The organism is Phyllobacterium sp. P5_D12 (genome assembly GCF_054049495.1).
On sequence record NZ_JBFUMG010000253.1, the window covers coordinates 1 to 6,184 of the forward strand.

Below are 6,184 nucleotides of genomic sequence, written 5' to 3' on the forward strand. Positions count from 1 at the left end.
TCCTGCATGTGATAGCCGGAAATCGAGATCGAATTAAACTTCGGCATATTTTCCGACGTGTAGGAAAAGATGTCCGAAACAATCCGCATCGAAGGTTGCGGCGGGTAGATATACGTGTTGCGTACCATGAACTCCTTCAGAATGTCGTTCTGAATGGTTCCGGCGAGCTGCTTTTGGCTGACGCCCTGTTCTTCGGCTGCAACGATGTAGAGCGCGAGAATTGGCAGCACTGCCCCGTTCATGGTCATGGAAACGGTCATTTCGCCAAGCGGAATACCGTCGAACAGCTGTTGCATGTCGAGAATTGAATCGATGGCGACGCCAGCCATGCCGACATCGCCTGCGACACGGGGGTGGTCACTGTCATAACCGCGATGGGTTGCCAGATCGAAAGCAACGGAAAGGCCTTTCTGGCCGGCGCCAAGATTGCGCCGGTAAAAGGCATTGGATTCCTCGGCCGTCGAGAAGCCGGCATATTGCCGGATCGTCCAGGGCTGCTGGACGTACATCGTCGGGTAGGGGCCACGGATGAATGGCGCAGCACCGGGAAAGCTGTCCAGATGCGGCAGCCCGCGCAGCGCCGCATCGCCATAGGAGCGCTTGACCTGGATACCCTCAGGTGTGATCCAGGCTGCGGCCTCCGGCGTCGGGGCGAGGGGCTTCGGCTCTTGCCAATCGATCTTGGTGAAGTCCGGAATTCTCATTTTATTCAGATGCCTGCAAGGTTTCATCGATGCGCGGGAAGGTTAGCGGTTCGCAATGAACGACGCCATCCGTCGGTAAAGGCATGTGGGGTGCATCAAGCACGGCGACCGGCCGTTCTTGCCGGGCAGGGAAGAGCGTCGTGCCCACAATGGCGCGTTTGCCGGAAAGGTATTCCTCTGTCCGGGCATTGCGGGCCGCAATGATACGAGCCTGGAACTTGCCATCGACAAGGCTTTGCAAAATGCCGCCGTCTTGTTCAAGCGCCTGAAATTCCTTCCATGCCGCCTCACACAGATTCTCCGTCAGACTTTCCACCGCACCTGAACCGCAAGCCGGATCGGCAACGAAGGCCAGATTGCTTTCTTCCGCAATGACAAGCTGTGTGTTGCGGGCGAGACGCCGTGCAAAGGCATCGGGCAAGCCATGGGCAATCGTATGGGGCAAAATCGYGATCGAATCTGCACCGCCGGCAGCCGCAGCGAAGCCTGCAATCGTGTTACGCAATATATTGGTTTCGGGATCGAGCCTCGTGATCATACGGTACGATGTTTCGGCATGGATCGTTGCCTGCGAGGGACGCATGCTGCCGCAAGCCTCCTGCAAACGCGCCCACAGACGCCGCAAAGCCCGAATCTTGGCGATCGAAAGGAACTGATCCTGGTCGACCGAAAGTGCAAAACCGATATGTGGAGCAGCATAGACAATGGGCTGACGCGCCTCTTCGAACAGCCGGAAGTGGCCAGTGGTGATGGACAGCATCGCACCGAGTTCTTGCGCCTCTGTGGCACCCGCATTGTGGTAGACGCGGCCGTCCGCCTCAAGCACAATTCCAGGCAGATCGGATGAGAAAAAGCCGGAAAGCGATTGTGGCAGCGAGGCTTTCAGCGCTGCAAGGCTCATGCGCAGACGGCCTGTCCCCGCCAGAGTGGCGGCGGGATCGATGCCAAGCGAGAAGCTCAGGGTCTTCGGATTGACATCCCGGGGACGCATGTAATCCACGAACCAGTCGGCACAGGCACGGCTTTTCGGATGCACATCCATGCGCAGATGGATCATGTCGAGATGAACGCCATAGAGCACTTTGTCGACCGCCTCACGCGTCGAGGGGAGGCCATAGCCGAAAGCATTCGGGGCGCCCTCGAATATCAAAGCAATGCCGGTGGCTCCGTTCTCCAGGTCTTCCAGAAGCTGCCTGTTGGCACGAACCGGATCCGGATCATCGATACGTTGTACGATATGCCAAGGCTTCGAGGGACTTTTTCGCGGAGTCAGCAATGCGTTGCGGCGTCGTTCATAGAGAGGTTCGATGGCGATAGCATCGTCTGTCTTCGAGATCAGGGATTCATCGAAATCCGCGCCTTTTAGGGCTTTTTGCGCAAGTTTAACCCAGCCATCCCGGTCAATCGGCGCAAATTCAGTTTCCTTGAGCAGTGACGCGTCCATGCTTTCTCCCTGTTGCGCGCATTGTTTTTGCGACTTTAGGAGGAGTCATGCTGCTTCGCAACAAAGCAAAGTGCCGCTGACGCAACTTATTGAAAATAAGAGATTTTTCGTTGGATCCGGTTTCGGGTGGCTGGAGCGGAGCGGGCGTGAAAGGCTGGTGTCAACTTTAACGCGAAAGGTCAAAACAATGAACATGCTAATCGGAAAGACAGCCATCGTGACCGGCGCGAGTTCGGGCATCGGTTATGAAACTGCAAGACTGTTTGCTGGCGAAGGCGCGAATGTCATCGTGGCCGCAAGACGCCAGCATGAGCTTGACAAGTTGGTCGCAGCCATCGAATGGGACGGTGGGAAAGCCATCGCCCTGGCAGGTGACGTCCGTGATGAAGCCTATGCCAAGTCACTGGTTGAACTGGCGGAAAGCACCTTTGGCGGGCTCGACATCGCCTTCAACAATGCCGGCACAAATGGGGAAATGGGACCGACGCCGGACGTCTCTCTCGAAGGCTGGCACGAGGCGCTGAACGTCAATCTGACGGGCGCTTTTCTCGGGGCGAAATATCAGATCCCTGCGATGCAGAGGCGCGGCGGTGGCTCGCTGATCTTCACTTCGACCTTTGTCGGCCACACGGTGGGAATGCCGGGCACTGCTGCCTATGCCGCCAGCAAGGCGGGGGTCATCGGTCTGATGAAGACACTGGCTGCGGAGCTCGGTCCGCAAGGGATCAGAGTGAATGCGATTCTGCCGGGCGGAACCGCAACCAGCATGGCGGAGGCCTGGGTCGACACGCCGGAGAAGCTTGCTTTTGTTGAGGGATTACATGCACTTAAGCGACGGGCGACACCGGGAGAAATTGCGAGGTCAGTGCTCTATCTCGCGTCCGATGCTTCAAGTTTTACCACGGGTTCGGCGATGCTGGTCGATGGAGGCGTCTCGATCAACCGGACTTGAAACAAAAACGCGCGCCGAAAAAGCGCGCGCTTTCAGGATTGGCGATGAGGCCGGCTTAAACGAACTGGCTTAGACCCGGAATGGAATTCACCACCCCGTCGACTGGTCCGCTGCCGGCTTTTTCACGAGCAAAAGCAATGGTTTCCTTGGAAATGCCGGTGATTTCGCCCATGCCAAGGCCAATGCCCATCAGCTTGGAACCGAGGCCCATGACGCCCGGCATCAGGCCGGAAAGTCCGCCGCCGCTGCTGTTGGCTTCGGCAATGGCAGCTTCAGCACCGGGAACGCCGGCAATCAACTGTTCAACCTTGTCGGCTGGCGCTTCCTTCTGCAGAAATGCCAGAATGAGGCCAACAGCCTTGCGAGCCGTGTCCGGATCGGTACCGACATTGGCGGAAATGCGCGCGATAAGTTCGTCCATTAGTCCAATCTCCCGTCTGATATGAATTACGTTTACGTAATATGCGGGAATATTCCTCCGCACAAGCTCTAAGTCAATCTGGATCATTCTCTCAACCTCGTACAATCAAATTGCAATCGGACGATGAAAATCTTGCGCCAGATTCGCACTTTCTTGCATGGGAACACTCATGTCTTGTGCAGGAATTGTATTTTTCTGTTCCATTTGCATTCCGTAATTTTCCGGGCATCGGCAATTTTCCCGACACGATAAAGCCTTGGCCATTGTCGCGTGGAGTTTGGCTGTTTATACCGTGGATAAAGTGGACCGTTGCGACGAGGACGAACGACATGGCCGATGACAGTATTTTCCTTGGTGCAAGCCGCAAATCCGACGATACCTACCAGCAGGCAGAATCCTTGCTGCTGAAATTCGGCAACCGGCATGGCCTGGTCACTGGCGCAACCGGCACGGGTAAAACGGTCACTCTACAGGTACTGGCTGAAGGCTTTTCCAAAGCTGGCGTTCCGGTTTTCTGCGCCGACATCAAGGGCGATCTTTCGGGCATCGGCGCCAAAGGCGAAGACAAGGATTTTCTCGTCAAGCGCGCAGCTGATGTCAAACTGGACCCTTACGAGCATTCTGCCTCGCCGGTGATCTTCTGGGATATTTTCGGCGAGCAGGGGCACCCGATCCGCGCCACGATTTCGGAAATGGGTCCCTTGCTGCTCTCGCGCCTGATGAACCTGACGGAAGCGCAGGAAGGCGTCTTGAACATTGCCTTCAAGATCGCCGACGAGGAGGGGCTACTCCTCCTCGACATGAAGGATCTGCAGTCGCTGCTGGTCAATATCGCGGAACGTGCCGAAGAAATCTCTGCCCGCTATGGCAATGTCACGAAGCCTTCGGTCGGTGCGATCCAGCGCTCGCTGCTGGTGCTCGAACAGCAGGGCGGCACGAAATTCTTCGGCGAGCCTGCACTGAAGATCGCCGACATCATGCGCACGGACACAAACGGCCGCGGTCTGGTCAGCGTCCTTGCGGCCGACAAGCTGATGATGAACCCGCGGCTCTATTCGACATTCCTGCTTTGGCTGTTGTCGGAACTCTTCGAGGAATTGCCGGAAATCGGCGATCCGGAAAAGCCGCGCCTGGTGTTTTTCTTCGACGAGGCACATCTGCTCTTCAATGAGGCGCCGAAAGCGTTGCTGACCCGCGTCGAGCAGGTGGTGCGCCTGATCCGCTCCAAGGGCGTCGGCGTGTTCTTCATCTCGCAAAACCCGCTGGACGTGCCGGAAACGGTGCTGGCGCAGCTCGGTAACCGCGTGCAGCATGCGCTTCGGGCCTACACGCCGCGCGAACAGAATGCGGTGAAGACGGCCGCCGACACGTTCCGGGCCAACCCGGCATTCAACACATTCGAAGCGATCACCAATCTCGCCACCGGCGAGGCGCTGGTTTCGACGCTGGCCGACAAGGGCGTCCCCTCCATGGTGCAGCGGACATTGATCCGCCCGCCGGCAGGACGCATCGGGCCGCTGACCAGCGACGAGCGTCAGACACTGATCAATGCGAGCCCGGTCGCTGGCCTCTATGACGAGATGGTCGACCGCGAATCCGCCTATGAGCTTTTGCAGAAGAAGGCGCAGCAGACAAAGACCGAAGCGGAGGCGGCGCAGGAGGCCAGCGCCGATAGCACTGGCGGCTGGAGGCTGCCCGATTTCCTTGGCGGCGAACCGAAGACCGGCCCGCGCGGGGGCCAGGTGAGAGGCCGCCAGACCGTGGCAGAAGCGGCGATGAAATCCGTCGTCCGCTCGGTCGGGGGGTCGCTCGGCCGAGCACTGGTGCGCGGGATATTGGGCAGCCTCAGCCGGCGGTAATTAATGGGTTTCGGAACCATGCATCCGCAATAAACAACCAAGATATTCCAATAATTTCGACGTTGAAGCGATTGTGTTGCTTTTATAGGCATGGCGCTCAAGCTTGGCGTGTTCGACAACGGTACCTGGAAAAACCATTCGGAATTCGCAAAGGCAGGCAAGCTCGAAACGCTGGTAACGACGGGTATTCGCGCCTACACTGATCCTTATGTGCTGTACAAGGGCCTCGCCGGGAAAAAAGGTGACGCCTTTATCCTTGATGGCGGAGATGCTGCTCCTTGGGCAGTGAGAAGCATTTATCATGGTACCGGCGTTGCCGGGCTTGTCGGTGCTTTGCGTAACGGTGCTGGCATGCATGGAGTAGCTTTCGATGCCGCCATCGTTGCTGCCAATAATGGCGGTCCAGGTCCGGAAGATGGTATCGTCGAAGGCAATGATGAGAATATGTATCGGGCTGGCTTTGAAGCGCTCGCCAAAGCAGGTGTGCGGGGCATTGTGAACAGTTGGGGTGTTGGCTATGACGAGAAGGCGATAGGAGTCATTCTTCCGCCGCCCTTGTACAACGCTGGCTCAACCCCCTACAAACTGGTCGACAGCATATCCCAATACTATTCCAATCCCGGTCACGGTACATATGCGGCTGCCGAGGCTGTTGCAAAGGCTGGTATTCTCCAGGTTTTTGCAGCGGGAAATGACAAAAAGTCAGTTCCGGATAGCATTCCGGGGCTGCCTTACTTCAGACCGGAGATAGAGCGCCACTGGGTCAGTGTGCTTGCCCTCGATGCAAAAAAGCAGCTTCCCTAC

General features: G+C 57.3%; 6 protein-coding genes. 3 read left to right on the forward strand and 3 right to left on the reverse strand.

All coding sequences use genetic code 11. The features are described from left to right. Both ACXJ5O_RS16125 and ACXJ5O_RS16130 read right to left on the reverse strand, forming a co-directional pair. A partial coding sequence (locus ACXJ5O_RS16125) for a methylmalonyl-CoA mutase family protein (protein ID WP_457300773.1) occupies positions 1 to 704 on the reverse strand: 704 nt, incomplete at its 3' end. Between the two features lies 1 nt (position 705). Continuing rightward, positions 706 to 2,148, reverse strand: a complete 1,443-nt coding sequence (locus ACXJ5O_RS16130) for a methylmalonyl-CoA mutase family protein (RefSeq protein ID WP_457300774.1) — start codon at positions 2,146 to 2,148, stop codon at positions 706 to 708. A gap of 187 nt (positions 2,149 to 2,335) precedes the next feature. Here ACXJ5O_RS16130 and ACXJ5O_RS16135 point away from each other — a divergent pair, with 187 nt between their 5' ends. Next, complete coding sequence (locus tag ACXJ5O_RS16135) at positions 2,336 to 3,100, forward strand: SDR family oxidoreductase (protein WP_457300775.1); 765 nt, start codon at positions 2,336 to 2,338, stop codon at positions 3,098 to 3,100. 55 nt (positions 3,101 to 3,155) lie between these two features. Here the strand turns inward: ACXJ5O_RS16135 and ACXJ5O_RS16140 are convergent, their stop codons facing one another. After that, entirely contained in the window at positions 3,156 to 3,521 is a 366-nt protein-coding gene (locus ACXJ5O_RS16140; RefSeq protein ID WP_457300776.1) for a DUF2267 domain-containing protein, read from the reverse strand. A 329-nt stretch (positions 3,522 to 3,850) separates the two neighbouring features. On the opposite strand from ACXJ5O_RS16140, the gene ACXJ5O_RS16145 reads away from it, so the two are divergent. Both ACXJ5O_RS16145 and ACXJ5O_RS16150 read left to right on the forward strand, forming a co-directional pair. Then, positions 3,851 to 5,380, forward strand: coding sequence for a helicase HerA-like C-terminal domain-containing protein (locus tag ACXJ5O_RS16145; RefSeq protein ID WP_457300777.1), 1,530 nt, complete (start codon positions 3,851 to 3,853; stop codon positions 5,378 to 5,380). Positions 5,381 to 5,470: 90 nt separating this feature from the next. Next, a partial coding sequence (locus ACXJ5O_RS16150; RefSeq protein ID WP_457300778.1) for a S8 family serine peptidase occupies positions 5,471 to 6,184 on the forward strand: 714 nt, incomplete at its 3' end.

Bases quoted from the DNA above. Each gene is read 5' to 3' on its own strand.
- ACXJ5O_RS16145 (WP_457300777.1), top strand. From the start codon at position 3,851: ATGGCCGATGACAGTATTTTCCTTGGTGCAAGCCGCAAATCCGACGAT.
- ACXJ5O_RS16135 (WP_457300775.1), top strand. From the start codon at position 2,336: ATGAACATGCTAATCGGAAAGACAGCCATCGTGACCGGCGCGAGTTCG.
- ACXJ5O_RS16140 (WP_457300776.1), bottom strand. From the start codon at position 3,521: ATGGACGAACTTATCGCGCGCATTTCCGCCAATGTCGGTACCGATCCG.